This window comes from Actinospica robiniae DSM 44927 (genome assembly GCF_000504285.1).
GTDB classification, from domain to species: Bacteria; Actinomycetota; Actinomycetes; order Streptomycetales; family Catenulisporaceae; genus Actinospica; species Actinospica robiniae.
In genome coordinates this window covers 6,567,400-6,591,695 of the sequence record NZ_KI632511.1, presented here as the reverse complement: position 1 = coordinate 6,591,695, position 24,296 = coordinate 6,567,400, and the positions used below count along the sequence as shown (strand labels likewise).

23 protein-coding genes are annotated in these 24,296 nt (G+C 69.6%); 5 read left to right on the top strand and 18 right to left on the bottom strand.

What is annotated here, in order from left to right:
• Positions 1-2: 2 nt before the first annotated feature.
• The 3 genes from ACTRO_RS28205 to ACTRO_RS28195 form a co-directional block, all read right to left on the bottom strand.
• Positions 3-620, bottom strand: a complete 618-nt coding sequence (locus ACTRO_RS28205; RefSeq protein ID WP_084316577.1) for a M15 family metallopeptidase domain-containing protein — start codon at positions 618-620, stop codon at positions 3-5.
• A gap of 133 nt (positions 621-753) precedes the next feature.
• Entirely contained in the window at positions 754-966 is a 213-nt protein-coding gene (locus tag ACTRO_RS28200) for a hypothetical protein (RefSeq protein WP_034267878.1), read from the bottom strand.
• A 9-nt stretch (positions 967-975) separates the two neighbouring features.
• Positions 976-1,431 (bottom strand): LytR C-terminal domain-containing protein, encoded by a 456-nt coding sequence (locus tag ACTRO_RS28195; RefSeq protein ID WP_169739955.1) that lies wholly within the window; start codon positions 1,429-1,431, stop codon positions 976-978.
• A gap of 427 nt (positions 1,432-1,858) precedes the next feature.
• Between ACTRO_RS28195 and ACTRO_RS28190 the strand changes: the two genes are divergently transcribed.
• On the top strand, positions 1,859-3,322 hold the full coding sequence (locus tag ACTRO_RS28190) for a hypothetical protein (protein WP_157436501.1): 1,464 nt from the start codon (positions 1,859-1,861) through the stop codon (positions 3,320-3,322).
• 14 nt (positions 3,323-3,336) lie between these two features.
• On the opposite strand, the gene ACTRO_RS28185 is transcribed toward ACTRO_RS28190, so the two are convergent.
• Complete coding sequence (locus ACTRO_RS28185) at positions 3,337-5,076, bottom strand: SpoIIE family protein phosphatase (protein WP_051451514.1); 1,740 nt, start codon at positions 5,074-5,076, stop codon at positions 3,337-3,339.
• 216 nt (positions 5,077-5,292) lie between these two features.
• Here ACTRO_RS28185 and ACTRO_RS28180 point away from each other — a divergent pair, with 216 nt between their 5' ends.
• Positions 5,293-5,976, top strand: a complete 684-nt coding sequence (locus ACTRO_RS28180) for an alpha/beta fold hydrolase (protein WP_169739954.1) — start codon at positions 5,293-5,295, stop codon at positions 5,974-5,976.
• A 19-nt stretch (positions 5,977-5,995) separates the two neighbouring features.
• Here the strand turns inward: ACTRO_RS28180 and ACTRO_RS28175 are convergent, their stop codons facing one another.
• Positions 5,996-7,492, bottom strand: coding sequence for a DHA2 family efflux MFS transporter permease subunit (locus ACTRO_RS28175; protein WP_051451513.1), 1,497 nt, complete (start codon positions 7,490-7,492; stop codon positions 5,996-5,998).
• A 57-nt stretch (positions 7,493-7,549) separates the two neighbouring features.
• On the opposite strand from ACTRO_RS28175, the gene ACTRO_RS28170 reads away from it, so the two are divergent.
• Positions 7,550-7,999 (top strand): MarR family winged helix-turn-helix transcriptional regulator, encoded by a 450-nt coding sequence (locus tag ACTRO_RS28170; RefSeq protein ID WP_034267868.1) that lies wholly within the window; start codon positions 7,550-7,552, stop codon positions 7,997-7,999.
• Positions 8,000-8,027: 28 nt separating this feature from the next.
• Here the strand turns inward: ACTRO_RS28170 and ACTRO_RS28165 are convergent, their stop codons facing one another.
• Positions 8,028-9,050: a CU044_5270 family protein gene (locus tag ACTRO_RS28165; RefSeq protein WP_034267865.1), complete on the bottom strand. Its 1,023-nt coding sequence runs from the start codon at positions 9,048-9,050 to the stop codon at positions 8,028-8,030.
• Positions 9,047-9,658, bottom strand: coding sequence for an RNA polymerase sigma factor (locus ACTRO_RS28160; RefSeq protein WP_051451512.1), 612 nt, complete (start codon positions 9,656-9,658; stop codon positions 9,047-9,049). The genes ACTRO_RS28165 and ACTRO_RS28160 overlap by 4 nt, the downstream gene beginning before the upstream one ends.
• Positions 9,659-9,858: 200 nt before the next feature.
• Here ACTRO_RS28160 and ACTRO_RS28155 point away from each other — a divergent pair, with 200 nt between their 5' ends.
• Positions 9,859-11,091 (top strand): hypothetical protein, encoded by a 1,233-nt coding sequence (locus ACTRO_RS28155; protein ID WP_034267859.1) that lies wholly within the window; start codon positions 9,859-9,861, stop codon positions 11,089-11,091.
• Here ACTRO_RS28155 and ACTRO_RS28150 read toward each other — a convergent pair.
• The 5 genes from ACTRO_RS28150 to ACTRO_RS28130 are packed head-to-tail and all read right to left on the bottom strand — an operon-like array spanning position 11,088 to position 16,132.
• On the bottom strand, positions 11,088-12,782 hold the full coding sequence (locus ACTRO_RS28150; protein ID WP_034267856.1) for a WD40 repeat domain-containing protein: 1,695 nt from the start codon (positions 12,780-12,782) through the stop codon (positions 11,088-11,090). The genes ACTRO_RS28155 and ACTRO_RS28150 overlap by 4 nt on opposite strands.
• Positions 12,783-12,828: 46 nt before the next feature.
• Entirely contained in the window at positions 12,829-13,698 is an 870-nt protein-coding gene (locus tag ACTRO_RS28145) for a nucleic acid/nucleotide deaminase domain-containing protein (RefSeq protein WP_034267854.1), read from the bottom strand.
• Entirely contained in the window at positions 13,695-14,423 is a 729-nt protein-coding gene (locus ACTRO_RS28140; protein WP_034267852.1) for an SUKH-4 family immunity protein, read from the bottom strand. Before ACTRO_RS28140 ends, ACTRO_RS28145 begins: the two co-directional genes overlap by 4 nt.
• 51 nt (positions 14,424-14,474) lie before the next feature.
• Positions 14,475-15,329 carry a nucleic acid/nucleotide deaminase domain-containing protein gene (locus ACTRO_RS28135; protein ID WP_034267849.1) on the bottom strand — a complete coding sequence of 285 codons (855 nt, stop codon included), beginning with the start codon at positions 15,327-15,329 and terminating at the stop codon, positions 14,475-14,477.
• Positions 15,326-16,132 (bottom strand): WXG100-like domain-containing protein, encoded by an 807-nt coding sequence (locus ACTRO_RS28130; protein ID WP_034267846.1) that lies wholly within the window; start codon positions 16,130-16,132, stop codon positions 15,326-15,328. The genes ACTRO_RS28135 and ACTRO_RS28130 overlap by 4 nt, the downstream gene beginning before the upstream one ends.
• Positions 16,133-16,453: 321 nt before the next feature.
• Between ACTRO_RS28130 and ACTRO_RS28125 the strand changes: the two genes are divergently transcribed.
• Entirely contained in the window at positions 16,454-17,425 is a 972-nt protein-coding gene (locus ACTRO_RS28125; RefSeq protein ID WP_051451511.1) for a hypothetical protein, read from the top strand.
• Positions 17,426-17,465: 40 nt separating this feature from the next.
• Here ACTRO_RS28125 and ACTRO_RS28120 read toward each other — a convergent pair whose 3' ends face one another.
• The 6 genes from ACTRO_RS28120 to ACTRO_RS49150 form a co-directional block, all read right to left on the bottom strand.
• Entirely contained in the window at positions 17,466-17,879 is a 414-nt protein-coding gene (locus ACTRO_RS28120) for a hypothetical protein (RefSeq protein WP_034267840.1), read from the bottom strand.
• A 17-nt stretch (positions 17,880-17,896) separates the two neighbouring features.
• On the bottom strand, positions 17,897-19,342 hold the full coding sequence (locus ACTRO_RS28115; RefSeq protein WP_157436500.1) for a hypothetical protein: 1,446 nt from the start codon (positions 19,340-19,342) through the stop codon (positions 17,897-17,899).
• 90 nt (positions 19,343-19,432) lie between these two features.
• Positions 19,433-19,939 (bottom strand): sigma-70 family RNA polymerase sigma factor, encoded by a 507-nt coding sequence (locus ACTRO_RS28110; RefSeq protein ID WP_157436499.1) that lies wholly within the window; start codon positions 19,937-19,939, stop codon positions 19,433-19,435.
• A 59-nt stretch (positions 19,940-19,998) separates the two neighbouring features.
• Positions 19,999-20,772 carry a hypothetical protein gene (locus tag ACTRO_RS28105; protein ID WP_034267832.1) on the bottom strand — a complete coding sequence of 258 codons (774 nt, stop codon included), beginning with the start codon at positions 20,770-20,772 and terminating at the stop codon, positions 19,999-20,001.
• 35 nt (positions 20,773-20,807) lie between these two features.
• Positions 20,808-21,968: a hypothetical protein gene (locus ACTRO_RS28100; RefSeq protein WP_034267830.1), complete on the bottom strand. Its 1,161-nt coding sequence runs from the start codon at positions 21,966-21,968 to the stop codon at positions 20,808-20,810.
• The gene (locus ACTRO_RS49150; RefSeq protein ID WP_034267827.1) at positions 21,968-24,286 is read right to left on the bottom strand and encodes a hypothetical protein; all 2,319 of its coding nucleotides are present in this window, start codon (positions 24,284-24,286) and stop codon (positions 21,968-21,970) included. The genes ACTRO_RS28100 and ACTRO_RS49150 overlap by 1 nt, the downstream gene beginning before the upstream one ends.
• Positions 24,287-24,296 lie beyond the last annotated feature (10 nt).

Here is a 24,296-nt window from a genome sequence, read left to right as displayed (position 1 = left end):
AATCATGGCTGATCCTCGGGCATCCCGCAGGCGCTCGACGGGAGGGAGGCGCCGGGATGGGAGAAGCGGGGCGGCCGGCCGTCCGGCCGGTACTCGAAATGCCACCATTCGTTCTCGTAGACCCGATAGAGGTGGTAGCGCGCTCCGTGCCGCTCGAGCCAGCGGGCGCCTTCGGCCGGCCGCACGTCGAAAGCGGTTCCCGTGACGTGACGCGACTCGTGCGGCGGCAGGATCCACTCGAGCGCGAGCCGCGCGGAACCGGTCCGGCGCACCGCCTCGGCGAAGAGCCGGGCCTGCACGTGTGCGTCGCGGTGCCCGTCGGTCAGCCCGATCAGCTCGCCGTGGTGCCACAGCGCTTCCGTCCGCGCCGCCTCGAACGAGGCTTTGGCGGCCGGACTCAACCCGTCGAAATTCTCCGCCGGGAATCGGGCCGAGAGCGCCCAGTGGCACGCCAGGTGCCGTGCTCGACGTGGCGCCGCCGCGAAGGCCACCGGCAGCAGTGCGACCGAGAGCAGCCGCGTGGCCGCACGGTACACGCCGTCGCGCCGACGCGTCGCGGGAGTGAGGGACACGCTCTCACGCGATATCGCCGGCGCGGTCAGCGTCAGAACAGGAAGCATGAGAACAAGATCGCGCAGTCGCGACGCCCCGGGCCTGAGTATGTGTACTCATCTTGAGTGGGTGGGTGCACAGGGCCCGAGTCCGATGGCGGACTCGGGGCCCCGCGTAGTGGCGCTCGCAACAGCGCGTTCGTCATCCGGCAGCGGAGAAGTCGTACCGTTCGAGGCCCGGATGCTCCGCATCGGGATGGCCGCTCGGCCGGTAGGCGTCTCCATCGCCGTTGTAGTGCTCGATGTGGAGGAAGGCCGGACGCCGCTCTCGCACGACCACCGCGTCAAGCGGCCCGCCACGCAGCACGTAGCCCTTCGCCGGCCGTGCGGTCGGCTCCTGCGGTGAAGTCGTCATGGAACTCCATCAGCACGCTTCGGAAGGCTTGGCGAGCGCGGTGAAGCCGGCTCCGAGGATCAGATCGACACTCGGATCCGTCCGGTTGTCGGTCATGATCTGGGCTCCGGGCACCTCGGCGGCGACCGTGCGCAGCTCGCTCATGTCCTCCTTCGCGCCCCAGACCTGCGCCGGGATGGTGAGATTGGACTTGAGCGGGTCGTTGGACACCATGTCGATGACGAAGCCGCGCGACTGCAGCTGCGCCGCCGTCCGGGCCGCCAACGAGGACCTGTCCGTCGAGTTGAAGACGTTGAGGTTGAAGTTGGTGGGCCCGTGCGCGATCGCCATGGTCCCCGAGGCGTCGCCGTCCGCGCTCGCGTCGCACACCGAGGCGACCGTGTCGCGGTCCGGCGAGCTGGTCGTGAGGCTGTAGACGCTCACCGAGAGCGCCACCGTCCACCCGGCCACCATCGCGATCAACATGTTCTTATGTCTCTTGCGATGACTGGGCCGGATGAACGCATTGTCGAAGCGCACCCGGAACCTCTTGCCCCCGATCTCCCCGCCGCCGTTTCGCACGGTGTCCTGAGCGGGTCCGGCAGGCCGGCCGTCTGCTATCTGACTGGGCTTCTGGAACCTTGAGATCATGGTCCAGTGGTACCCAGGGGATTGCCGGACATATTCGTACTAAGATCGCAAGTAGCACATATGGAGCACGGCGGCCCTCACTCGAACTGACGCAGCATCAGAAACGCGCAGCACATCGCCTCCGTATGCTGACTCTCCGTCGCCTCGCCTTCGCTCGATCGGCGGAGCGGTCACTCGATCGGCTCACCCGGCTTGCCGTTGCAACCATATTGATAACGCCGCACCGTTGTCGTAGCGGCCTCGGCTCACCTTCAATCTAGATGTGTCCATATCCGTGCCTGCCGGCATGCCCGACCCGCGCATGACCCGCGGACAATTGCTGCGCCTGCGCCTACGCGCATGGAATCGGCTCACGTGCGTGGCCTGGCTGGTCATCTTCGCGATCGGAGAAGCACGCGGCGCCGCACAAGCCGCGGCCGACCACTCGTGGGTTCCCGCCCTGATCGCACCGGCCGCTTTCATCGTCGTCGCCATCCTGGCGGCTCTGGTACCGGCGATCAAAGAAAACAGGGCTCTGCGGCTGGAGAGCGTCAGTCCCGAGGCGGTACGCGCGATCCGGGACGGGCTGGCGGCGGCGGGGCTGCCGATCCCGGACCAGATCCGACTCGCCGGGCGAGGAGTCACCGCCTCGCGCTTCTCCTCGTTTCCCCGGCGTCGCGTGCGGCTCTACGTCGCGCTGCCGCAACTACTCGCCGTCCCCAGCGGCCACCTGCCCGTCCTCGCCGCCAACGCCCTGGCCGTCGGTCAGGTCACCGCGTATCCGGTGTCGGCGCAGAAACTGTGGAAAAAGCGAGGCGCGCTCGAAGACCGCGACGCGACCCTCCGGGCCCGCGGCAGGTCCTCGTCCCGCGAGGCCCGGCGGATCCGCGCCTTCCTGGCCGCGACCGAGCCTTTCGCCGAGAACGTGCGCCGGCACTCGGACCAGGCAGCGATGACGGCGGCCGGTTCAGCCGACGCGGCGGCCCGCGCGCTCTACGACGAACTGACCGTCAGCCTCGACTTCTTCCGGTACATCGCGCGATTCCACGACCTCATCGCGCGTAAGAGGCGGGTACCCGGCTCCATCCACGCAGGCTGGCTCACTCAGTGGACGGCCGACCCGGAATGGGTGCAGTACCTCACCCGTTACCCGGTCGAAGCCTTCCGCTACGAGCACGGTGCGCTCGGAGCGTTCGATACAGACGGACTCCCGGCGCATATCAGCCGCCTGCGGAGAGGGCAGGAGGGCATGGCGGCCGCCGCCGTCGTCAGCCCCGACCTGGCCAAGCGCCTCGCGAAGGAGGTCGCCAAGCGGATGTCCCCGTCCACCAAGGTCATCCGCGCCGTCGAGGGCAGCGCCATCGACGTCACGTGCGTCTACGAGCAAGCCGTCAGCGACGAAACGGCCGTCATCCGCGCCGCGTCCACGCTCCTTGAGCGTCCGGCGGACCGCGTCGAGGTGGTCGACCTGTTCCAGCAGGGCCGCGGTTGGGAGTTGGCCGAATTCATGCTCGATGAGAGCGAGATGGACGATGAGACTCCGGACGGCGGCCTCATCCGCGGCGCGATATTCGCTGCGCTCCTCATCGCCGCCATCGAGGGGCGGGACATGCACCAGCTGGACCCCTATCGCGAGTGGATCTTCACCGGACCCGACGGCGAGCTGCTCGATGTCGCCGAGGTCGTGGCGCAGGCTGTCTCCGCACAGGGCGACACCGAGCGTCTTCGTTCCCTGCTACGGGGATAGCTCCGGCAAGCCCGTCAGAGCCCGGCGTATTTCGCCCGCGCCAACTCCGAGACCAACTCCGCGTCCGGATCGGGCTCGGCCGGCACGCGGACGGCGAGGAGAGCCACGTCGTCCTCGTTGCGGACCGGGCGCGCACGCTCCAGCAGCAGATCGGCGAACGGCTCGAGCGGGCGCCGGGCCAGGGAAGCCGCGTGCCGGCGCAGGTTCTCCAAGCCCTCGTCGATCGACTGGCCGGGGGCCTCGACCAGGCCGTCGGTGTACAGCACGAGCGTCGAGCCACGCGGCAGCGTCGCCGTCGCGTCGTAGCGCACCCGGCCCGTGCCGAGCCCCAGCAGAATGCCGTGGCCCTCGGTCAGGTAGCGGGCCACGCCGTCGTGCGTGACGAGCAGCGGCGGCGGGTGGCCGGCGTTGGTCCAGCACAGCTCCCACTCGTCTTCCCGGGCGGTGAGCTGGCCGAAGATCAGCGTGGCCATGGAGGCCTCTGCGATCGCGCGGGAAGCCCGGTCGAGCCGGTCGACGACCTCGCTGGGCGCCGACTCCTCCTGCACCCAGGCGTAAGCCCGCAGCATGTTGCGCAGCTGCGCCATACCTGCCGCGGCCTCCAGATCGTGGCCGACCACGTCCCCGATGACGAGGGCCGTGCCGCCGTCTCTCAGCATGAACACGTCGTACCAGTCGCCGCCGACCTGCGAGGCGTCCGGGGCGGGCAGATAGCGCGAGGTCATCGCCAAGCCCTTGATCCGGGGCAGGCGGGGCAGCAGGTGCCGCTGCATCGTCTCGGCGACCTTGCGCTGGCGGTCGTAGAGCAGCGCGTTGTCGACGGCCAGCCCCGCACGCCGCGTGATGTCCTCCAGCAGCGCGAGGTCGGCCGCGGTGAACCGTTCCGGCTGTTCGGAGCGGCCCAGAGTCAGCGCTCCCAGGGTTCTGCGATGACTGCGGATCGGGGCGATGATGGCCGAGTGCATGCCGGTCGCGTTGAACAACCGGCGTTGCTCGACGGCGATCCCCGCGTCCGGCGGCCCCTGATACGTCTCGGGCCCCGCCAACGTCGCCGCCGCACCGCGCAGCGCCCGCGAAAGCGGCATGGGCGACTCCTCCGTCACCGGCGGCATCGGCCCCTCCAGGTCGTCCCGATGCACCAGCTTGCCGCCCTCGGCGTGCGCGACGGCGAAACGCCAGACCTCGTCGCGCTCGGTGATCAGGTCGACCACCGCCCAGTCCGCGAGCCGCGGCACCACCAGTTTCACCAGGCTGTGCAGCGCCTCCTCCATGTCCAGCGTGGAGCTGAGCCGGGTGGTCGTCTCGGCCAGCAGTGCCAGGCGCTCGAGTTCGGTGAGCGAGGACATGAGCTGTCTCGGCCACGCCCCCGGCAGCTCCGGTGCGTGATGAGACCAGAAGATCACCAACGTCCCCAGGTGCGGCGCACCGTAGTCGAACGGCGTGGACAGCCACGACACCGGCTGCAGCGCGCCGTCGCCGCGCTCCAGCCACTGGTCCGTCCCCTGCGCCGTACGCCGGCTCAGGATGGCCTCGCGGAACGGGCAGACGGTTCGCGGCAGCGGCGCGCCGTACCGGTTGCGGTGCAACATCTCGTGCGCGTCCTGACCGAGCAGCTCCGCCGTCGGCCAGCCCAGCAGTTCCTCGGCCGGCGCGTTGACGGTCACGATGCAACCCCGGTCGTCCACCAGGTACGCGGCGGCCTGAAGCGCAGCCACCACGGCCCGTCCTGTGTCCGGCGTCTCCTCGCCCATCATGCGCCCGCCTTCCATGACAACCGGACGCACACTGCCGACCGACGTCTCGCGATGCCCATTCGGGTCTGGTAACCGCTGAACGCGAACTGATGCCCTGGACTTCACCGACAGCCCTGCCACCTGCGGCGCAGCCGAGTGTGACGATGCACACGCCCCTCATCTCGGATGTCGCGAGCCGCCGTCCCGGCCGACGCCGCCGCGTGCGAGACTGAGGCTGTGACGGGGAGTCTCCACACCGAGGTTCACGGCGATCCGGGCCGTCCCGCTTTGATTCTGCTGCACGGGGGCGGCGCTGCGTCGCGCACCTGGAAGCAGCAGTTCTCCGGCCTCGCCGACCGGTACCACCTGCTCGCCCCGGACCTGCCCGGCTTCGGGCGATCGCCGGGCCCGGTCAGCCTCGACGCCGCGACGGAAGCCGTCGCGGCGCTCGTGGAACGCGTCGGTCCAGCCCACTTGTGCGGCTATTCGATGGGCGCGTTCGTCGCCGCGAGGGTCGCCGCTGACCGCCCCGAGAGCATCAGGCGCCTGATCCTCTGCGCGGGGAACGTCAAGCCGGCCGAGTCCGGACGCCGCCAGATGGCCTTCTACCGCTCCCGGCGCGGATGGTGGCTGATGAAGGTGTTCTCCGACCTGCCGAACAGGTCCGCGCTGCTGCGGATGGTCGACGAGGTCGAGCGGACGGACCTGACCGACGTCCTCCCCCGCATCCAGGCGCCCACGCTCGTGCTCTGCGGCCGACGCGACCGCGGCTGCCTCGCCGACACCCAGCCGATCGCCGACGCGATCGCGAACTCCACGCCGCTGATCGTGCCGCACGTGGGCCACTCGTTCCCGGTCACCCAGCCCAAGGTGTTCAACACGATCGTGCACGGCTTCCTCGCCGGCGTGCCAGAACCGTGACAGGCCCCTCAGGCCAATATCAGCAAGCCGTCGACGCCGGCCTCGACCTCCCCCTGGCCGGCGGCGCGGCCTTCCGACCGGGGATCTCGGCCTCCGGCATCTGGCGCGTGCGACCCAGGGTGAACGAGTAGAGCGAAGCGAACAGCGCGATCGCGAAGAGGACGAGGAACGCGTCATGGTAGGCGGATGCCGGCGGCAGCGCGCCGGCGGTCGTGTTGCGTCGGTGGCTGGAGCCGAGGACCAGAGCCGCGCCCACCACGGTCGGCGCGAGCGCGTTGCCGGTCTGCCGGACGACCGAGCCGAGCGTCGCGGCCTGGGCCGAGTCGGCGCGGTCGATCGTGGTGATCGAGGCGGCGCCGACCGGCATGAAGAACGCCCCCATCATCACGCCGAGCAGGAACATGTAGAGCCGTATCGTCCACAGCCCGGTGTGCGCGTCGCAGGTCGCGAACAGCAGCTCGACGAAGGCCACGCCGAGCAGCCCGGTCCCGACGATCGGTCCGGGGCCGACCCGGTGGTAGAGGACGCCGACCAGCTGCATCGTCAGCAGCACGCCGAAGGCCTCGGTGAAGGTCGTACTGCCGGAGACGAAGGCGTCGCGCCCCTGCAACTGCTGCAGGAACAGCGGAACCAGGAACATCGTGCCCATCGTCGGGGTCAGCCCGACGAGGTTGGCCAGGCAGGCCTTACGGAAAAGCCGGTCGGTGAAGAGCCGGAGCCGGAGAGCGGGCTGGTCCGTGCGCAACTGGTGCAGGATGGCGAAGGCGAGCAGCACGACGCCGGACAGCAAAGAGACGAGAACGAGCGGCGTCGCCCACCCTCGATCCGGTCCGGCGCAGACCCCGTACATCAGTGAACCCATCCCGGCGGCGCTGAGTACCAGCCCGACGACGTCCAGCCGGGTGTCGCGATGCTCGCGGTGCTCGCCGAGGAAGACCAGTCCGAACGCGACGGCAGCGAGACCGACGGGCACGTTCACGTAGAAGACCCAGCGCCAGTCGAACGCCACGACGAGCGAACCGCCGACGAGCGGCGCGACGGCCGGGGCGAGCTGCTGGGGGATGATCATGATCCGGGACAGCCGTATCTGCTCGCGCTGCGTGAAGGTCCGGAGCATGAGCCCCTGCGAGACCGGGGTCAGCGCCCCGGCCGCCAGGCCTTGCAGCGCGCGGAAGGCGACCAGCTGCGGGAGGTTCTCGGCGGCACCGCACAACCCGGAAGCGAGGGTGAACACGGCCAGGCCGAGCAGGAGCACGCGTCGCCCGTCATGGCGTTCGAGCAGCCAGGCCGAAGCCGGGATGACCATGCCCAGGCAGACGGGGTAGACCACGACGACGCTGTCCAGGGCGGCGGCGGACAGGTGGAACTGGCGGCCGAGCGACGGCAGCGCCACGGTGGTGATCGCACCGTCCACGATCACCATGAAGACGGTGAAGACCGCCATGATCGGGACGACGACGCGTTGGTTGCGGAGCGGACTGGGCGCGCGGGATGACAAAGTGTCACGGACGGACATGGTTACTGAGTATACTCACTATGAGCGAGCTCAGAAAATGGATTAAGGAGCGACCTGATGTCACGGCAGCGTCACGGGAGCAGCGACGCCCTGGTGGACGAACTCTTCGACACGACGATCGTGTTGCGTTCCTTCGCGGAGAGCAGGCTGCGCCCGATCAGCGCCTCGGTGGCCCGCCTGCGCGCCCTGCGCATGCTCGCCCGCGAGGGCGTCCCCCTGCGCATGCGCGACCTGAGCGAGCTGCTCGGCGTCGCCGCCCGGACCACCACGACGGTCGTCGACAGCCTCGAACAGGACGGCCTGGTGGAGCGCGTCCGCCACACCGACGACCGCCGGGCGTTCCTGCTGACCCTCACCGACGCCGGCCGCGCGCACTACGAACAGGCCGAGGCGATCGACACCCGGGCTCTCGCCGAGGCCACCGGCACTCTCAGCACCGAAGAGCGCCGGCAGCTGCGCGAACTGCTGGGGAAGGTCCGCAAGGCGGTCGAGCAGGCAGAGGCCTGATTCAGCCGGACTCAGCCGGACACGCGGCTCACTTCCGCCCCGGCTCGGAGACCATGGTGACCTGCGTCCACGCCAGCGACTCGCGCACCGTGGCCTCGTCCGGCCCGTTGGCGTCCCCCTTCGGGACCTGACTCAGTACCCGCATGCCGACCACCTGGTACGTCGTCGGGTCGAGCAGAAGCTCGTCGGTCCCGCCGTTGTTCGACACGCCCACCGAAGGCCGCCCCACGACGTCCTTCACCCCCTGCTCGACGGTGATCCCGGGGATGGCGGCCATCGTCTTGAACACCGCGGCCAGCGCACTGCCGGGCGCGGCCGCGTACGCGTTCCAGATCAGCTGGGAGAGGTAGTCGAACTCCTCGATGTGTTCCTTGGCCGTCGCGGAGCCGGAGCCGTCCAGCTCTGCCGTGTCCGGACCGAGCTTCGTCAGCCACGGACGGATGTCGGCGAGTATCGCTTCAGGATCCGAAGGCAGTGACGCCAGCGCGTTGTAGGCGGTCTCCAGGGTGGTGTTTTGCTCGTACAGGCCCAGTGGTGAGGTGTCGCTGCCCGGAGGCAGTGCAGGGGACGTGTGCAGCGTCAACTTGCCGTCGACCAGGTATGCGCTCTGGCTGCCGTCGAAGGTGATCCACTCGTCGTCCGTCACGGTCGGCTGCCCCTGCTCCGCGTCGACGGACCGGCTGTAGATCCACTGGTGATTCCCCGGCTCCCTGCCCGTATGCGCGGCCACGGTCACCGAGGCGGCCTCCAGCAGCTGCACCGCGGCGGCCTCTTGCATCGGCGGAGTGTCCGGGCCCTTCGACGCTTCGTGCACCGGCGGAGCGGGCGGAGCCTTCGCCGGCTCCGCCAGCACGGCCGCCACCGCCGCGGTCGCGAGCAGCCCCACGCCGACCTTCAGGAACAGCCGCTGCCTGCCGGCCGTCCGCCGGACACTGCGGCCCGCCTCCTCGGCGATGGCCGCCGACAGCCGGGCACGCCCGGCGGCCAGTCGTTCCGGACCGGACAGCCCGGACTCGGCGCGCAGTTCGCGCACCACATCGATCTCACTCATCGGGAGAGCTCCTCACGCAGGGAAGTGGGGTCTTGGCCGCCGAGTTCGGCACGCACCTTGCGCCGGGCGCGGTTGAGTCGGGATCGCACCGTCCCCACCGGTATCCGCAGCGCCGTCGCGGTCTCCTCGTAGGAGAGGTCGGCCCAGGCGATCAGCAGAAGCACGTCGCGGTCGCCCGCGGACAGCCGGGCGAGGGCCGCCGCCAGCTCCCGGCGGACCGCGCCCGCGGCCACCCGGCTATCGGCCCGCTCGGCGTGGCCCTCGGTGACCGGATCCACCCCGGTCCGGGCCAGGGCCCGGAGCATCCGGACCTCGGCCCGGCGGTGCTTGCCGACGAGGTTGGCGGCGATCCCGTAGAGCCAGGGGCGCGCGTCGCTCCGGCTCGGGTCGTAGCTGCGGCGTCGGCGGAAGGCGGCCAGGAAGGTCTCGGCGACGAGGTCGTCCGCCGGTTCCATCCCGAGCCTTCGGGCGATGTAGCGGTGGATGTGCGCGGCATGCCGGTCGTAGAGCCCTGCGAACGCCTCGGCGTCCCGCCAGGACCGCTCGATCAGAGCCGCGTCATCCACCTCGTGTTCCGCGTCCACACTGCCCCGTGGTGGTGCTGTCATTCCGGCTCCATTCGAACAGGGGGGTTGACGACCTGGTCATCCGGTATCACCCGCATCGCGGATCCGGGTTCACGGCCGAAGTTCCGCAGGGTGCTGCGAGCGGCCCGGCGGACCGCTGCATGAATGCCCTGCGAACCTTCTGCGGGACTTCGGGTGATGAGGAGCGGAAGGTCCACCGTACTGAACGGAAGGAATCACCCGTGTTCACCAGGCGAATCTTCACCCTACGCAGGTCCGTCGCGGCGAGCGTGCTCTCCTGCCTGGCCCTCGCGGCCGGACCGCTGGCCGCCACGGCCGCCACGGCCGCCACCACGTCGGATCCGGCCGCCGGCTCCTCGGCATGGAAGCTCTACGACGCCGGCGTCTCCGGGCCGGCCGTCCTCGACGCCGTCGTGGCCCCCGCCCGCGACGACGCGTGGGCCGCCGGTTTCACCATCGACTTCGGCAACTCCCCCAGCGCATCGAGCGACTGCATCAACGTCGGGACGCTCGACGCCCTGATGCTGCACTGGGACGGCAACGCCTGGCATCAGGTGACCGTGCCCGACCTCGGCCGCATCAACGCGATGTCCGCTTCGAGCCCGGCGGACGTCTGGGCCTCCGCCGACTGCGGGCTGATCCACTGGGACGGCACGCGCTGGACGATCGTGTCCTACGCCGTCCCGGCGAACTCCCAGCAGCCGCAGAACGGCGCCGTCGTGGCCGACCGGCCGAACGACGCCTGGATGGCCGGCTCCACCTACGACGCGGCCACCGGGGACATGCGCGCGTTCATCGACCACTGGAACGGCCGGCGGTGGACCAGGGTGCCCACTCCCGACCTCGGCGCCCAGTACTCACTCGACGCCGTGGACGCGCAGGGCCCGGACGACGTCTGGGTGGCCGGCACGGACTACACCGGCGACCTCGCGGACTCCCCGCAGCCCGAGCAGCTCATCCTGCTGCACTGGGACGGGACGTCCTGGACCCGCACCACCCAGCCCGCGACCGGAGACGCCACCAACCGCGTCACCGGTCTGCAGATCCAAGGCCAGGACAGCGTCTGGGTGGTCGGCTGGGGCAAGGCGAGTGACGACCCCGACCAGAACCGGCTTCCCCTGGCCCTGCACTGGAACGGCCACACGTGGACGAGCACCGCCGTGCCCGCCGGCCCGGGCGAACTCATGGGGCTGACGACCACGGCCGACCAAGACCAGTGGGCCGTCGGCGACACCTACTCCCCGGCCCAGCCCACCTACACGATGGACCTGCTGCGCCGTACTCCCACGGGCTGGGTGAACGCCCCGGTCCCGGTAAGCGCCGAAGGCAGCAGCCTCGACGCCGCAGCAGCGATCCCCGGCGGCGGGTTCTGGGTCGTCGGCAACACCGCGGGCACGCCCGCTCCGTCAGGCGCGTCCACCTTCCTCCCCCTGATCGCTCGGCACGGGCTTTAAGCCGGCAGCCTCGGCAGATCAAGACAGAGCAAGCCCATCGGCCCGCCGACGATGATCGCCCCGTCCCCGGTGACGAGTACGCAGGTGGGTGCCCAGCCGAGTGGGATGGCGGCGAGCTGTCGGCGAGTGGTGAGCGAGTGAAGCAGGATCATGCCATCGGCCCAGGCCGAGGCGACGACCGGTCCGTAAGCGGACTCCGACGCACTGACAGCAGTCACCGGTGTGCCCCGCTGCGCGACCGTGCCACCACCCGGCCCGGCGCCGAACGTGCTCAGCTCCAAGCGGCCGTCCCGCGCGCCGGAGATGATGGCGAGGTCGCCGGTGTCCGCCATACGGATCGCGCTCACCGTGGTGACCGGTCCGACGTGCCGCTGCAGCAGCTGTGACGTGAATCGGCGGCTGGCGAGGTCGAACACGTGAATGCCTCCGGCGGCATCCCCCACGACCAGGGTGTTGCCGTCGGAGGTTGCGGCCAGAGAGGTGGCCGATGTGGTGATCTGCTCCCTCGGCGCCGTCACCGCAGTGCGGATGTGGGCGGCCGGCGAGCGGTCGGGGGCGAGGATGTCGGCGATCCGGCCCTCGTCCTCGGCTGCTGCGGTCTGCTCGTGAAGGATCACGGCCCCGTCCGGACTCACCGCGAGCAGGGCTCCCGTGTCCATGCAGACGAGCGCGCCACTCGACTGGGACGGAGCCTCGTGGACACCGTTTTCGCTGCCGGTCGCCGAATCCAGAGCATGCATGCGGCCGAGAGCGTCGGCGGCAAGGACTTGGCCGTCATCGGAACGGCGGGGTGCCGCGAGTGCGAGGACCGGTCCGATCCAACCTGATCCGGCATCGAGTTCGGCTGGGGCCTCGGTGGGCCGCCAGCGTGCCCACCGAGCGGTGAACGTCGCACCCGTCAGGTACGGGGAAAGGGCGGTGGCGAGCGCGTCGTCGCCGGTGGCGACCGCTGCGGCGTGCCAGAGAGCGGCGCGCTCGGGCTGGGTGAGGCTAGCCACCGTGACGGCTTGGCCGAAACTCGTCCACTGCATCCGGCTTGCCGGCGCCAGATCCGGCCAGGCGAGCTCCGCCGCGACGGCGAGATCGACCGGCGGCGCGGTCAGTAGCATCCGCGGATCCGACGCGACTCCGTCGAGCGCCCGACGTCGCTCCGGCTGAGATTGCTCAGCGGCGCTGGCGTTGGGGTCGGGGTCCGGCTCCGGCTCGACGGCCAGGATGGTCGCCGGTACGTCTTCGGGCGCGACGTCTGCCACGTTGCCGGTGGCCAGAATGAGCCGCACGTGCTCGAGGCTGAGCAGTGGGCGAAGAACCTCGTCGAGGAGCGCGTCCCGGCCGAAACCGTCGTGGCCGGGGACGGCGGCGTCGAGTTCGGCTATCAGCAGCGTGACCGGCCGACGGTCGGCCGCCAGTTGCCGTGCGAGGTCACCTGGTTCGGCAACGCACCGGCCGAGCTGCGCTGCCAGCACCCAGGCCAGAACACGCGGGGTCAGGCCGCGCGCGGAGGCCTGGGCATGGATCCGGGCGTCGGCGGGCAGTTCGGCGGCGGCCGTTACCAGTACCGCGGCCAAGAGCGTCGGGGCGCTCTGTTCAGGCCCGGTCAACAGCAGGAGCCGGGAGCTGCGGCGGTCGCGAAGCCACGCGATCGCGTGTCCGCCTGCCGTATCCACGTCAACTGTTTCGGTGCCGGTCATCAACATGTTCCCTCCCCTCTGTGCGACAACGGGCCGTCCGGCGAGGCTACCGATCGCCGGCTTCCGCGGCGGTGGCGGCAGTGGCAGCTGTGGCGGCGGCCAGGGCTGCGGCGTTCACTGATTCCTGACGCTCCTGGGCGTCCTCCCCGTAAGGGAAGGCGTAGGTGTATTGCGCGCGCGGGAACGCCACGGCCGCCCGCAGCCCGCAGTAGTGCCCGGGCATCCGACAGGCCTGGAGTTCCGTGTAGAGCTCAGTGACGGAGGACCGGTCCACCCCGAGCTCTGCGAGGCGTCGGGCGAGCTGCAGCTCGGGATGCGGCAGTCCGAGAACGGCGCTCGCCGTCAACACCTGGGGTTCCTGCCCGTCTCGCACGAACTTCGCGGCGGCGCTGAAGGGGAAGCTGACGACGTGCCGGATGTCCTCGAGCACCAGCGCCCACCAGCATTCCGGATCAGCCTGCGCGTCCGGATCGATGTAGGCCAGGGCACTGCGAAGCTTGTTCCACAGCGGGCCGATCTGCTCGCTCTGCGCCGCGGCGGCGAGCAGGGGCAGGTAGCGGTCGAGCATCGCCAGGCTTGCCGCCAGCTGCTCGATGCTCCGGTTCACCGGCCGTGACCGCCCCCAGGACGGCCGGAGCAGAGCATGGACGGCACCGTCGAGATCCGCCGCCAGGCTCGCGCCCTGATCGCCCCCGAGCAGAAGCCACGCCGGCTGTCCGTCCTCCGCGACAATCCTCAGAGGGCCACCCGGGCCGGCAGCCGTGAAGTACGTTCCGACCCTGGCGGGGAGCCCGGTGACGGACAGAAGCTCGGCCGCGCTCGCGGAAACGGTGAGGCCGTCCAGTCGCCCGGCATCGAATGTACGCAGCCCGGCCGCCCCGAACTGCGCGGCGAGGGCTTCGGCGAGCGAGGTCACGCCTCGGCCCCGCCGTCTGCCGCGGGCCAGCCGTTCATCCGCCGCGGCAATGGCCGGCTCGGTTCACGCACGGTCGGGTCGATTCCGCGGCTGAGGAAGTACTCGACCGCGTAGTGGTCCCAAGCCCAATCCTGGAACAGGCCGATAGCGAAGCCGTCGTCCATCCAGACCGGCCAGATGTTCTCATCCGCATCCGCGAACGCGGCGGGATCGACGCCCATCAGATGCGCGGCGACGACCGCGGCTGCCTCATAACCCTCCTCCGTCTCCAGATCGTCGAGCAGGACACCGTTCGCTCGGCGGTGCGTCTCGACGTAGGCGAGGAAGTAGGCGAACTCGGCGATTCCGCCGTTGACCACGAACGGAGGGTCCGACCAGCTGACGAAGCTGAGCACCCGACCGGTCGCCGGATCGAGGAAGGCGCCCAGATCCGGCAGGCTGCCCAGGTAGATCAGCTGGCCGTACGCGTCCAGGATCGTCGTGCTGACACCGGCGGACGGAGGTAGGTCGGAAAGGCGGTCCGCCAAGGTGACCGGAGCCTCGCCGAACGCCGGATCAAGGCTGAACAGGTTCAGAGCCTGCACAGGCAGACCGACGTCCGTGAGGAAGCCGCGCGCATCCGCATCGGCGACCGCGCGCGTCGCCCAGGCCGGCTCGGAGCGTCGGATCGTCCACTCCCCGAAAGCCCGGAACAGCAGATCGCGAACCTCGTCATGACTCGGCATTTGCGCTCCAGCCCTGGTCGTCGACGGCGGCAGACACCATCATACGATCGGTCACTCCTTGCTCCCGGCAAGCAAACCCCTGGCCCGCTCGGTGATCGACTTCGTCGCCGGATAGTTGTCCTTCGTCGTCTCGTACGGCTCGCTGTACGTCACATTCGGCGCTTGGCCGTTGTTGGAGGTCCCGAAGTACTTCTGCAGCCAGGTCGCGCAGAAGCTCGAGTTGCGATCGCAGGGCTGGCGCTCGGAGTAGATGTCCGTGACGTTGACGTCGCTGCCGATCAGCGGGATGCCGACCACCCTCTCCGAGTGCATGCCCGCACTCGGACCCGCCAGCACGAAGGTGTTCCCCTGGGCGTCGACGCACTTGAACGCCGCGTAGTTCACGCCACTGGTGTCGCCGTTCGCCGCGCGCGCCTTGGCCACGGCTCGACCGAGCTCCGTGTCGGTCGGATCGCCCTCGAGCTTGGTTCCGAACAGACCCGGATTGTCGTCGCTCGACTTGCCCGCCCCGGGGTACTTGTCGGAGAGCGCAGTCTGCAGATCGGCCTGCTTGCCGACCACCACGACCGGATAGTCGTTGGGAAACTCGTCGTGCAGCTTCTGCATCTCGGTCGCGAGCGTGGTGTCGGTCTCGATCACGCGCGCCGCATGATTGCCGATGTTGACGGCCGTGCCGGCCAGCGCCTGGCCGGCCGCGCTGCCCGCCTTCACGGTCGTGTCGTTGACGGGGTCGTACACCGCCTTGAACACCTGCCCGTACTGATCATTGGACAGGAAGTCGCCGAGGCTCTGGAGACGCGACATGTGCTGGCTCACCGCCTCGCCCGCGTCCGCCGAAGCGCCGCCGATCGTCGAGGCGTTCTGGATCATGTTCTCGGTGTCGGTGGCCGAGACCTCGCCGCTCACTCGCCCTCACCCGCACTCGCGCTCGCGGTCGCACTCGGCGTCTCCTCGGATCCGCCGCCGCCGACCTTGCTGCGGACTCCGCCGACGGCCGAGGAGGCGAGCATCCCCGCGGCATCCTCGGCCAGGAACGTCGGATCCGTGTAAGCCGCCGCGAGACCCTTCGCGTTGTCGACGCCCGCCTGCCAACCCGCGCTCGCGGCCGCCCCGACGCTGAAGCCGTGGCTCACCCCGAGCGCGTCGCCGAGCCCCTGGTCGATGATGTTCGAGGCGACGGCCTCGAGGACCGAGAGGACCTCCTGCTCCGCCACCATCTTCGCCTGCTGGATGAGCGCGTGCTCCAGATCCTTGAGCGCGACGCGAATGAGCTCCTTGATGCCCTGCGTCACCGCGAGATCGGCGAGCCCCGAAAGCCCCAGCGTGAAGATCGCCGTCGCCGCCGCCTCAGCGAAAGCCGCGGCCGCGATCAGCACCTGGGCGAGGATGATCCCCTTGGCCACCTCCACGGCGACCGCGACCCCCTCGAGCACGTCGACGAACACGTCGCAGGCCGTGATCAGATCCTTGACGTGCGAGTTCGAAAGCTTCTCCCACGCCGCGCCGAAGGCGTCGACCGCCTCCCCCTTGTTGACCTCGATGAGCGACTGCGCCCCCGAGTCCCCGCGCGCCTTGGCCGCGGAGAGGTCCGAACTCAGCGTCCGATACGACTGCGCCGCCGAACGGACCTTGTCCTCGTCGATGTTCACCCACTGGAACCCGAGGACGCCGAGGACCCATACGACATCGCCCGGAAGTTCTATACTCACCCGTTTCTCCCCCTCGGCTGCGCCCTGACCCCTGTCCGACGTAGCGAATCAGAAGTTTTTCACGCATGCGAGAGCACGGCAAGAGGGGCCCGTGGCGTCGTCGCTTTCGTGGCAGTGCCGCTCGCCGACGGCAACCGCGTGTCGTGCTTCCGACGTCTGGCAAACGACTGGCACGAGTAGCGGCGGTCGGGCCGGCCTGAAGCCACGGCAGATCGACCGCGGCAGTGTCATCGCCATCGTCTGTACGACGATTGACTTCGGGAGGGACTCATGCGGCGGTCGCTGCGAACAGTCGTCGCCGGTGCGGCAGCCTCGGCAGCCTTGGCCTGCACCGTACCCGCAGGCGCCGCCGCCGCGGCCACACCCACGGCCGGTTCGAGCACGAGCACGACCTGCGGCCCCGACGGTCAGATCTCGATGACCCAGAACACCAACCTGTTCTACAGCCAGACCCCCACGCCCGGCCACACGGTGTACTCGACGACCGTGATCACGAACAAAGTCGGCGTCATACCCCGCGCCGAGATCCGCACGCAGATCATCCCGGAGATGCAGGGAGCGACGAAACAGCCGCCGCTGCCGAACATCGAATGGAGCCTCGACGGCGGCGCTTGGCACAATCCCCAGGTGTCATGGACCACTCCCGCAAGCGGCGATCCGTATTGGCTGGGACCCGACCTGGCCGCCGGGACGCTGACGACCGGCACCCACAAGATCGAGGTCAGCTTCACCTTCGCCAAGGGTGACCTCTACGGCGCTTACGGCGCCGATGTCTATGTCGATGCCGACAGGTGCTCGCTGGGCGGCGAACTCAGCTCGTACGGCGACGGCTACGTAGACGCAGCCTTTGACGGCCCATCCTCGGTAGCCGGCTCCAGCGGCAGCGGCGGTTCGTCGAGCAGCAGCTCGAGCGGCAAGTCGGGCAGCACGTCGGGCAGCAGCTCGAGCTCGGTCAAGGGAGCCACGACACACAGCAGCACGTCGGCCAAGTCGACCCCGAGCAGCAGCACGCCCAAGCCGACCCCCAGCGCAGCCGCGTCGGCATCCGAGCCGAGCACGGCCGTCGTGGCAGCCGGCCCAAGCCCCAGCAGCGCGGTCGGGGCTCAGGACGTCGCCGTGCGGAACACGGCCGCAGCCTCCGGGTTCAGCACGTCCGCCACGCTGGGCCTGATCCTGCTCGCCGTGCTCGCACTGGGCGGCTTCATCGCGCTCGGCCGACGCCACCGCGTCAGCGCTGCCACCGCCGACAGCACCGGCTCCGGCTCGGACGAAAGCGTCGACAGCGAGGGTTGATAAGGGTCGTTCCCGCCGGCGCCGGGCACCCCGCGTCTCGCTACTCGGCGCGGAAGTATCGCTCGTGCAGGCGGGAGACCGTCTTTCCGACGACTGCCTCGGCCAACCGCGGATCGACACCCTCCGCCACGGCCATGGCCACCACTTCCCGGTGCAACGCCGAGAGGTCGACGGCCTCGTGTGCGGTTGCCACGGGTGCGCCGTCAAGCTCCGCGATGGCAGCGTCGATGTCCCGGCGGGTGCGAAGTTCGCGGTACTTCGCACCGGCCGCCTTGCCCATCAGTCCGGTGAACACCGGGAGGATGAGCTTGCTCGCGACCAGAATCAGGATCGTCTCGGCACCCGGAATACCAAGATCTTGACCATCATCGTCCAGGTCGTCGTCCTCGCTCAATGCGGCGGCGACGGTGGCGATTTCATCCTCGATCGCGGCGCGGTCAAGCAGTTGAGACATGGTGACCCTCTTCTCTCTCAGACGCCCGGCGTGGCAGGGTCCGTGGTCGCGATGCGGAACTCGTTCGCTTCGAGCATGCCGCGCACGTGGCAGCCGGGGAGCGGCGGCAGTTGCCGCAGGTCGGTGATCTTCCGGCAGCGGTCCTGGGCGGAGCGGCAGAATCCAGTCAGGCCGAGCGGGCAACGAAAGCGACCGGTCTCCACCATGGCGCCGACGAGCTCTGCCAGAGTGGAGTCGTAGAGGCTGTCGGCGAGGACGGCGCTCTGCCGCTCCGAGTCCGCGAGCATCTCGCCGTGCCACGTCTGATGCGGGCCCTGCCGGTCGAACATCATCAGCGGCAGCTGGGCGGTGATCATGCGCATCGGCGTCTTCGTCGGCAGGATCGGATTCCCGTCGGCGCGACGGCGGGCGCTGTCTCGGCGCACGGTGAGTACGGGCTCGCCGACCGACTCGGTACGGATCTTCCGGTCGAACCAATCCGCCCAGCCGGCATAGACCTTCCGCGCCGTTGGGTACCGGAACGGCATCGCGTCCAGCAGGATCCGCTCCACTGCCTCCGCATCATCCACGACGCGCTCGATCGCTCGGGCGTTTCCAGTGATCGCACGGGTCAGGCGGAGGAACTTCACCCCGGGCTCGAAGTGTGTGCGCTCCACCCGGGGGTGTCGCGCGAGCCAGTCCGGGTCCGGGTACGCACAGGCGAGGTCGATGAGCGTGGTGAACCAGTCGAATGCGGTCTCCGCCCGCCACTCGGGGTCTTCAGGCAGGGCGTCGAAGGCGGAGAGGAACAGCCGGAAGGAAGCCTGGTAGGACTCGGGCTGCCGGTAGAAGTCCCACAGGTTCGCGACGTCGTCGAGGGCGCCCCTGCGACTGGTGTCGATCTTCCCTTTGAGCATCAGGCTCTGGACCGTGGCGGCCGCCTCGCCCTCGAACAACGCCTCCGGCCGGAGGCTGAGCGTCTGATCCGGAGTGTGGTCGGTGCCGAGATCCCGGTTGACCATGTCGGCGATGGCTTGGGCGCGTGCGGCCGGAAACGATTTGTCTCTCCGGAAGATCTGTTGGTCGCCGATGAATGCTTCATGGATCGTCCGGGTGTACGACACGTCCCCCGTCAGCTGCTCGTCATCGTCGTAGTCTTCGGCGAACGGCAGGGCCGGTCTCGGGTGGGAGCCGGGCCCGCGCAGGTTGACCAGGCATTCGGGCAACCAGCGCCGCCTCAGCTGGTCGTCCCAGTGCCCGACACCTGTGGTCAGGTCCTGCGCATAGTGGACGAGCTCATGGAGAAAGGCGACGACCTCCGCGGCTTCGGTGGTGTTCTCGACGGTGTAGTCGAGATCCTGCTCACGCCCTGCCGCGTCGACGAGGGCCCGGTTGCGGATGCGCGTGCGGTCGAAAGATACGGCCAGCGAGCCCCAACGGTAGTGGGCGACGGTACTCAGAGCGAGATCGAAGTCTGCGGTCACGGGCATCCTCGTGTTCTCGAAGGCGATAACCGTTGAGTACGGGGCTCGGCCCCGGATCGCCTCCCCCCACTGCTCGGGTTGAAAGCGACTTCATCGGCCTAGTACGTCGAGTGCTCGCGTCAGCGCCGGGTCCTCTCTGACAAGCCAATCGAGCCGGCGGAAGTGGTCGATCAGGCGACGGCGGACCTGCGGGTTCCGGAACTCGCCGAATCGCTCGAGGAGCGTTCCCCGGGCGAGATTTCGCACGGCCGCCTCCGCCAGATCGAGCCGCCCGAGATCGATGTACGCCGCCGCCGCGTCGGCCCATTCGGATGGCGAGCGCCCCGAGCCGCCCTGCGAGCGCCGGTCCAGATCGCTGAGGCGTCTCCACGCGGAGAGCGTCGCCTGCTCGATCAACGGCCACACCGCCGCCGTGTCCATCACACTCTTCTGGACTTCGTTTTCTCCCAGCCGCCAGCGCACCCGCGTCTTCAAGGGGACGTACCCGGAAGCCCGACAGCTCGGCAGCGCCGGCACGGCGTAATAACCGGTGAGGAGTTCCTGGTCGCCTGTGTCCGCCACGACCCGTCCGAACAGCAGCGGCGGGTCGAGATACACCGTGCCGGACCAGTGGCGTTCACGAGCGGTCAGCCTGACCTCGGCCGAGCCAAGGCTGGTCAGGCCCGACGTACCCACCAGATAATCAACAGCAGCACTATCAGGCCACAGAGCGCCAAGCCCAGGATCCCGACTCGACTGATCGGGGCCGGCTTCTCGATGTCCGCCGACCCCTCCGCTTTTCCCAGGGGCTTGATTCCTTCGAACGGCGCGTCCGCGACCAGCAGGACGAGGTCCGGCCCGAACTGCTGTGCCACCTGCCGGGCACGGTCGAGGCTCTGTACCGCGTGGGAGGTGAAGGCCAGACCCTTTCCGCCATGCGCCACTTCGGCGACGTAGCCGAGGAAGGCGTCGACGCTGGTCTCATCCTCCGCCGAGCCCGCCCATGGAGACCCGGGAACACCACCGCGTGCCGTGTTCGACTCCGCCGCCGCCGCTCTGTTCACGATCTCGGCGACCGCCTCGCCCGCGCGGTCGAGCAGAACCTCATCCCCGGCGGTTTGCGCGCTCAGGATCCGGTCGACCGTCTCTGCGTCGAACAACTCGTCCAGGCCGGCTCCCAGATCCGCACGACTCGCGTCGCCGAGCGCACACCGGACCAAGGGCGCCGCGAGGGAGCTGTCGGCGATGCCCAATTCCAGCAACAGCGTGTAGCGGATCGCGGTGCCCACGGCGTCCCGCCGTTTCGACGGCACACCGCAAATCATCACCTCGCAGCCGTCGCCTGCGCCCTTCACCGCCACTTCGAGGCCGTCGGTGAAGATCACGCTGGCGTCGGCCAGCCGGTCCCACCACTGATCCTTCGGTCGACGCACCAGGAAGGCATAGTCCATGCGCCGGGCGGTGCCTCGCGTCTGTACGTAAGCCCTCATCGCCCCGTCCAATCCTGGGTGCGTGCGTCGTCGGCCAACTGCGCGAGCCGGGCGATGTCCGAGTGCATCCGATAACGTCGCCGCTGGGCCGTGCCGATGGCAGAACGCGCGCCCTGCATCCCGGCCGCGTTCTCGCCCGCCTCGCCGCTGATATAGAACGTGATCGTTCCCCAGAACCCCTTCGCCTCGGCGCGGCGGGCCGCCAACCGGTCGTGATCCTCCTGATGCGCGGCCTGAGCCAGCCGCTCCAGGTTCTCCTGGCCGGCCAGGACGCAACGGCACAGCTCCTGCATCACGACGCCCGCCGCACGGACCTGGACCGTCGGCGGGTTGCCCCGGAAGTGGTAGTACCCGGTGAAATCGAGTTGCCCCGCCGCCGCGTCACCGGCCTGCTTCCAGAGCCCCTCGTACAGCTCCACGCAGCCGTAAGTATCCACTGGGTTATATACGACTCGCACGGACCGTTGAGTGGCTTCCTTCCGCACGATCTCGGTGACGGTGCCGTAGGCCTCCTTCACGCGCGCGGTCAGCGCGGCCGCGTCGGAGTCCGCCGGGCGGTGCGGGTCGAAGTACTTCTCGCACTTGAGCGGAACGAACATGAGCACTGCGGGCTCGTCGCAGTTCTCTTCCAGATTGCGGGACCTCACCCACATCCGCACGACCTTCTCGACGTCGACGATGCCGAGCAGGTTCAGCGCGGCGGCGCGCTGTGACGGGGTCCGGGCCTCCATCAGAACGGCGGCGTCGATCGGGATCAGCAGCATGATGCTGCCGCGGATGTGGCTCTCACACTGGCGCCAGCGCTCCGGGGCGACGTTGTTCGCCGCCCGGTTCTGCGGGTCCAGCCAGCCGCCGGGGTAGTCCTGCAGGTCGAACGGCACGACCAGGTCCGGATCGTCCACGGAGCGCAGCGCGATCTGGTAGTTCTCAATGGTGTTCGTCCCGGCGAGGGCCGCCGCGCTGAACTCCTTCGCCTCGATCGCCGAACGCAGCTCCTTGTTGTGCTTGTTCACCCGTCGTTCCGTCACTTCGTCGAGCACGACCTCGAGCGAGGTGCCGGCGAGTTTGAGCTCGGTGTCGGCGAACACGGCGGTCAACAGGCTGGTCTTGCCCACCCGGGAGGGGCCGACGACCGAGACTTTGAACGCGGGCGTCATCACGCGCCCCCTTCCCAGCCCGCTCGGGGCGTCGATGCGGCGGATACGGCGGGTATGGCGGATACGGCGGCGGACGATGTCGGAGCGGAGGCGAGGGCGGCCTTGACGTCGGCCAACGACTTGCGCACGCGTTGAATGCGCATGTTGGCCAGGCCGCCGCCGGGCGTGCTGTCCTGCCGGCTCCACAGCTGATCGCGGAAGGCCTCCGCGACCCGGCGGAACTCCGCCTCGGCCGCCTTCGAGCGGATGAAGGAGTCCTCGAACTGCTCGCCGTAGGCGAAGAGGACCTGAGCGATGATGGCGGGTTCGTCGACCAGGATGCCGCTGGCATCGTGGACCGTCTGCCGGGCCAACTGCGCCATCCTCCGGTGCAGCTCCTCGGCCCCCGCCTGAGTGCGGGCGACCGGCAGCAGCCGGGCCAGCGCGCCTTCGTCACCCGATGCGGACTCGGCCTGCAGGGGGTAGAGCGACTGCCGCAACCGGGGAAGCGTGCGGGTCCGGTAGTCCAGCCGCACGTCCAGGATGAACTCGAGCGCCCGGCGCAGCGTCGGGCACGGGTCCTCGGCGTCGCCGAGCAGGTCGGCGAGCCGCTGCAGCGCCTCCCCGGGCGTGCCACCTTCGGGCAGCAGCGGGGCCAGCCGGCTTGCCAGCGCGTCCGCCAGCCCCTGCCAGAACTCGTCCCGCCGGGCCATGAGCACGGTGTCGATGCCGGCGAACTGCTCGGCGATCTCGACGCGCACGGAGTTGAGCGACTGCACGGCGAACGGAGCGGCGCTCGCGTCGATGTTCATCCTGTCCAGAGCGCGATTCGCCCAGCTCTCGACTCCCTCGCCGAAGCCCGCGATGACCCAATCGCGGATACCGTCGCGGATCTCTTCGGCTCGGGCGAGGAACTCGTGGTCTTCGTACGTGCTGTCGGCTGCGGCACGAGCGGCCAAGCCGTCAACCCACCGCCGCAGCGCCCCGGCCAGATCCGTGCGCAGCCCGTCGGCGCGCGCGACCAGGAGTTCGGTGGGGGTAGCCGTGATCACCGAGCGCAGCACGGACAGCGCCGTGCCGACCTCGACCCGCACCAGGTCGGCGTTCGCGGCGCACACCGCGCGAGCCTGCTCCAGCGCGGCGGCATCCATCCGCGGCAGGGCCTCGGCGAGGTGGGCGAGCAGCACTTCGAGTACGTCGACCCGCACCTGCTCCCGGTCGGCCGCGTCCGCCCGGATCACCCGGTAGACCGAGTCCGCCTGGCCGTCGTTGAGCCGGTGCAGGACATCGTCCTCGACCGCCTTGAGATTCTCCGACGTGCACAAGCCGGTGTTGATCAGGATCGCGGCGAAGTCCCGCACTCCGGCGGCTCCCCGAGCCTGCCCGATCAACTCCAGCGAACGAGCGTCCGCCTGCGACCACAGGGTGTTGGTCTCGCGGGGCCACTTGACCACGAGCACGAAGTCGACGTCGTTCTGCAGGCCGGACAGATGCCGCTGCTCCGCGCTGGGCAGCAGCTCACCGAGCCCCGGCAGATCGATCAGGCCCAAGTGCACCACCTCCTCGAGCGGGAAGAGGCAGGAGATCACCGCGTCGCGCACGGCGAGGTAGCGGCGGTCCGCGTCGGGGGTGCTCTCCGGCGGATAGGCGACCCAGGGGTAGAGCTCGTCCAGGTCTATCCGCCGGGTCTCGCCGGTCAACAGCGGGCGGAAGCCGCTGACCGCGGACGCCATCTCCTGGACCCGCTTGAGCATCGGGCCGAGCACCGGGAAGTCCTCCCGCTGCCGGATCACCGCGAGATGGTCGGCGTACCGGAACCCCGCCAAGCTGTCGAGCGTGTCCAGCCGGCCCTCCAGCCCGAGCGCCGCGGCATACGGCGCCAAGACCTCGGTGCAGAAGGACGCCTCGGTGTGCATCGTCAACAGCGCCTCGCGCTGCGTCGCCGAATGCAGAATCCGGCTGCGCACCGCCGTCACCGCGCCACCGCCGCGCGCCGGAATCTGCTCGTTGCCCAGCCCGGACAAGGCCTGCAAGAGCGTGCTCTTGCCGTTGCGGGCTTGCCCGCTGACGCCGATGTTGACGGTGCGCCGGCTCACCCGCGCCCGCACCGACGCCAGCGCGGCGATCGAGTCCGCGGCGAGTCGGGCGAGACGGTCCACATCGAAGTCGGCCAGCCCGGCCAGCTCCACCTCGGAGGACTGCGCCGCCGCGAGCGCGGTGCGCACGGCGCCCAGACTGTCTTGAATGCGCTCCCACATGGCCAGTTCGGCGTCGATGAGCGGCTGTACGATGCGCCGGTTTGCCAAGACCGCGTTGATGCGGTCTGAGATGCCCTCCACGGGCGCCCCT

Coding starts and splice junctions, on each gene's coding strand:
- ACTRO_RS28120 (WP_034267840.1), bottom strand. CDS start 17,879: ATGTCTCAACTGCTTGACCGCGCCGCGATCGAGGATGAAATCGCCACC.
- ACTRO_RS28200 (WP_034267878.1), bottom strand. CDS start 966: ATGACGACTTCACCGCAGGAGCCGACCGCACGGCCGGCGAAGGGCTAC.
- ACTRO_RS28100 (WP_034267830.1), bottom strand. CDS start 21,968: ATGACGCCCGCGTTCAAAGTCTCGGTCGTCGGCCCCTCCCGGGTGGGC.
- ACTRO_RS28175 (WP_051451513.1), bottom strand. CDS start 7,492: ATGTCCGTCCGTGACACTTTGTCATCCCGCGCGCCCAGTCCGCTCCGC.
- ACTRO_RS28160 (WP_051451512.1), bottom strand. CDS start 9,658: ATGACAGCACCACCACGGGGCAGTGTGGACGCGGAACACGAGGTGGAT.
- ACTRO_RS28170 (WP_034267868.1), top strand. CDS start 7,550: ATGTCACGGCAGCGTCACGGGAGCAGCGACGCCCTGGTGGACGAACTC.
- ACTRO_RS28185 (WP_051451514.1), bottom strand. CDS start 5,076: ATGATGGGCGAGGAGACGCCGGACACAGGACGGGCCGTGGTGGCTGCG.
- ACTRO_RS28105 (WP_034267832.1), bottom strand. CDS start 20,772: ATGGACTATGCCTTCCTGGTGCGTCGACCGAAGGATCAGTGGTGGGAC.
- ACTRO_RS28150 (WP_034267856.1), bottom strand. CDS start 12,782: ATGACCGGCACCGAAACAGTTGACGTGGATACGGCAGGCGGACACGCG.
- ACTRO_RS28205 (WP_084316577.1), bottom strand. CDS start 620: ATGCTTCCTGTTCTGACGCTGACCGCGCCGGCGATATCGCGTGAGAGC.
- ACTRO_RS28165 (WP_034267865.1), bottom strand. CDS start 9,050: ATGAGTGAGATCGATGTGGTGCGCGAACTGCGCGCCGAGTCCGGGCTG.
- ACTRO_RS28195 (WP_169739955.1), bottom strand. CDS start 1,431: ATGTTGATCGCGATGGTGGCCGGGTGGACGGTGGCGCTCTCGGTGAGC.
- ACTRO_RS28140 (WP_034267852.1), bottom strand. CDS start 14,423: ATGCCGAGTCATGACGAGGTTCGCGATCTGCTGTTCCGGGCTTTCGGG.